This is a genomic window from Kitasatospora sp. NPDC001261, from assembly GCF_042896795.1.
Lineage (GTDB): Bacteria > Actinomycetota > Actinomycetes > Streptomycetales > Streptomycetaceae > Kitasatospora.
On sequence record NZ_JBIAXP010000068.1, the window covers coordinates 1 to 3,306 of the forward strand.

General features: G+C 73.7%; 3 protein-coding genes. All 3 read left to right on the forward strand.

The features are described 5' to 3' along the window. Window positions 1-317: 317 nt before the first annotated feature. The 3 genes from trpS (at window position 318) to ACFY4B_RS42545 (ending at window position 3,161) form a co-directional block, all read left to right on the forward strand. Window positions 318-1,325, forward strand: a complete 1,008-nt coding sequence (gene trpS / locus ACFY4B_RS42535; RefSeq protein WP_234348619.1) for a tryptophan--tRNA ligase — start codon at window positions 318-320, stop codon at window positions 1,323-1,325. 122 nt (window positions 1,326-1,447) lie between these two features. Beyond that, the gene (locus ACFY4B_RS42540; protein ID WP_387977179.1) at window positions 1,448-2,404 is read left to right on the forward strand and encodes an LD-carboxypeptidase; all 957 of its coding nucleotides are present in this window, start codon (window positions 1,448-1,450) and stop codon (window positions 2,402-2,404) included. A gap of 82 nt (window positions 2,405-2,486) precedes the next feature. After that, the gene (locus tag ACFY4B_RS42545; RefSeq protein WP_387977181.1) at window positions 2,487-3,161 is read left to right on the forward strand and encodes a nucleoside/nucleotide kinase family protein; all 675 of its coding nucleotides are present in this window, start codon (window positions 2,487-2,489) and stop codon (window positions 3,159-3,161) included. Window positions 3,162-3,306 lie beyond the last annotated feature (145 nt).

The following is a 3,306-nucleotide window of genomic DNA, read 5'->3' on the forward strand; positions in this document are numbered from 1 at the left end:
CCCCTCAAACGCGTCCAACACCGCAACTGGCCACCACCAGTCCCCGCAGTCATCGCGATCACCAGAGCAGCCACAACCTAAGTCACTGGCATTGGTCCTAGGACGGCCACACCACTCGCCTGAGCAGGGCCGTCCGGGATGGACGGCCCTGCTGCGTTTTCCGTAGGACGGGCCCCTCGCCCCGGACGGCCGCCACCACCGCCGTACCGAGGAGAGACACCTTGACCACCGCCACCGCCACCGTCCCTACCGCCACCGTCCCCACCACTGCCGGTCCCGCCGCCGCCGCGGCCACCGCCGTCGCCGCCGCGTCCGTCCTGTCCGACGACCCGGCAGCCCACCGCGTCCTCACCGGGGACCGCCCCACCGGACCGCTCCACCTCGGCCACTACTTCGGCACCCTGCGGAACCGGGTCCGGCTCCAGGACCAGGGCGTCGAGATGTTCGTCGTGGTCGCCGACTACCAGGTCATCACCGACCGCGACCTCGCCGACCGGCTCGCCGAGCACACCGAGAACCTCGTCCTCGACTACCTCGCCGCCGGCCTCGACCCCGAGCGGGCGACGATCTTCCCGCACAGCGCCGTCCCCGCCCTCAACCAGCTGCTGCTCCCCTTCCTCAGCCTGGTCAGCGTCGCCGAGCTGGGCCGCAACCCCACCGTCAAGGACGAGATCACCCACTCCCGGCAGTCCGCCGTCAGCGGGCTGATGTTCACCTACCCCGTCCACCAGGCCGCCGACATCCTCTTCTGCAAGGCCGACCTGGTCCCGGTCGGCCAGGACCAGCTGCCCCATCTCGAAGTCGCCCGCACCGTCGCCCGCCGCTTCAACGAGCGCTACCCGCACGCCGACGGCAGCGCCGTCTTCCCCCGTCCGCAGGCCCTGCTCTCCGAAGCCCCGATGCTGCTCGGCACCGACGGCGGAAAGATGAGCAAGAGCCGGGGCAACGCCGTCGCCCTCGGCGCCACCGAGGACGAGACCGCCCGGATCATCCGCGGCGCCAGGACCGACGCCGACCGCCGGATCGGCTATGACCCGGTCGACCGGCCCGAGGTCTCCAGCCTCGTCCTGCTCGCCGCCCTCTGCCAGGACCGGGCCCCCGAGGCCGTCGCCGAGGAGATCGGCGACGGCGGCGCCGCCGCGCTCAAGCGCACCGTCACGGAGTCCGTCAACGAGTTCCTCCGCCCGCTGCGCGCCCGCCGTGCCGAACTCGCCGCCGACCGGGGCCACCTGCGGCAGGTCCTGCGCGACGGCGCCGAGCGGGCCAACGCCGTCGCCGACGCCACCCTCGCCGAGGTGCGGGAGGTGATGGGGGCGGCGATCTGAAGAGCCCTCACGTCGGCCGGCGGACATCGGCCGGTCGGCACGGGGCATATCGTCACCGGGCGGTCGCGGCCACGGCGCGACCGCCCGAACCCCGCTTCCGCGTCCGAAAGGTGGCCCGGCCCATGGACCAGCACCCGACCACACCCGGCCAGGGGCTGACCCGCCCGCCGCACCTGCGCCCCGGCGACCACGTCGCCGTCGTCGCCCCCAGCGGTCCCGTCGACGCCGAACGTCTCACCGCCGGGTGCGCGATCCTCCGCTCCTGGGGGCTCCGCGTGACCGTCGCCCCGCACGTCCTCGACACCCACCCCACCCTCGGCTACCTGGCCGGTACCGACGCCGACCGCGCCGCCGACCTCCAGACCGCCTGGCTCGACCCCACCGTCGACGCCGTCATCTGCGCCCGCGGCGGGTATGGCGTGCACCGCATCGTCGACCTGCTCGACTGGACCGCGATGCGCGCCGCCGCCCCCAAGCCCTTCATCGGCTTCAGCGACGTCAGCTCCCTGCACGAGGCCTTCGCCCGGCGGCTCGGCCTCGCCACCCTGTACGGACCGCTGGCCGCCGGCGCCTCCTTCGTCTCCGACGGCCCGACCGCCGAGCACCTGCGCCGCACCCTCTTCGACCCCGCCGCCGTCACCGTCCTCACCTCGCCCACCGCCGCCCCGCTCGTCCCCGGCCGCGCCCGCGGCGTCACGGCCGGCGGCTGCCTCCACGTCCTCACCGCCGAGCGCGGCACGCCCGCCGCCCGTCCCTCGTACGAGGACGCCGTCCTGCTGCTCGAAGACGTGAACGAGCACCCCTACCAGCTCGACCGGCTGCTGACCCAGCTCCTGCGCTCCGGAGCCCTCGACGGCGTGGCCGGCCTGGCCCTCGGCTCCTGGGAGGGCTGCGGACGGCCCCAGCGGGTCCGGGACGTGATGCTCGACCGGCTCGGCGGGCTCGGCGTCCCCGTGCTCTGGGAACTGGGCTTCGGCCACTGCCCCTCCACCCTCACCGTCCCGCTCGGCGTGCCCGCCCTGCTCGACGCCGACGCCGGCACCCTCACCCTGGACCTGCCCGCCCTCGCCGACCGCTGAGCAAAGCCGACCGCCGAGCGAAGAGGTTCACTGAGCAAAGAGGTGCACTGAACAGGAGGCGCGCGCTGAGTAGGGTGCGGCCATGAACGAGGACCGCCTCACCGCCCTTGCCCTCGGCTTCCTCCGAGGCCCGGGCAGCAACGCCCGTACGATCCTCGGACTTGCCGGCCCGCCCGGCGCCGGCAAGTCCACCCTGGCCCGCCGCCTGGTCGCCGAGGTCGAGCGGGCCGAAGGCCCCGGCACCGCCGCCTACGTCCCGCTCGACGGCTTCCACCTCTCCGGCGCCCAGCTCGACCGCCTCGGCTTGACCCACCGCAAGGGCGCCCCGGCGACCTTCGACGCCCACGGCTACGTCGCCCTGCTGCGCCGGATCGCCGGCGACCGGTTCCAGGACATCTACGTCCCGGACTTCGACCGCACCCTGGACGAGCCGGTCGCCGCCCGCCACGTGGTCCGCCCGCGGACCCGGCTCGTCATCACCGAGGGCAACTACCTCGCCTCCGCCGAAACCCCCTGGCCCGACGCCCGCCGCCTGCTGCACGAGCTCTGGTACGTCCATGCCGAGGACGAGGTCCGCGAGGAGCGCCTGCTCCGGCGGCACCGCGACGGCGGCCGTGACGAGGCCACCGCCCGCCACTGGGTCACCGGCAACGACCACCCCAACGGCGAGTACGTGAAGCCGGGCCGGGCGCTCTGCATCCGCACCGTCTCCGGGACGGGTTTGCCTCCGGTGCCGGACAGGGGTAGTGTTTCCTAGTCGCTCGGCAGGGAGCACCGGACACGCGTCTGCGCGGACGGTCCCGGAGCGGCCAATCCTCTGAAACACCACTTCCGGTTCGTGCCGGTCGTTTGCGCTTTTCGGCGCTGTGACCTGGTGCTTATTCGGCGTGCTCGTTTTATCG

Excerpts from the sequence above, each read along its gene's own strand:
- ACFY4B_RS42545 (WP_387977181.1), top strand. The coding sequence starts at position 2,487 with ATGAACGAGGACCGCCTCACCGCCCTTGCCCTCGGCTTCCTCCGAGGC.
- ACFY4B_RS42540 (WP_387977179.1), top strand. The coding sequence starts at position 1,448 with ATGGACCAGCACCCGACCACACCCGGCCAGGGGCTGACCCGCCCGCCG.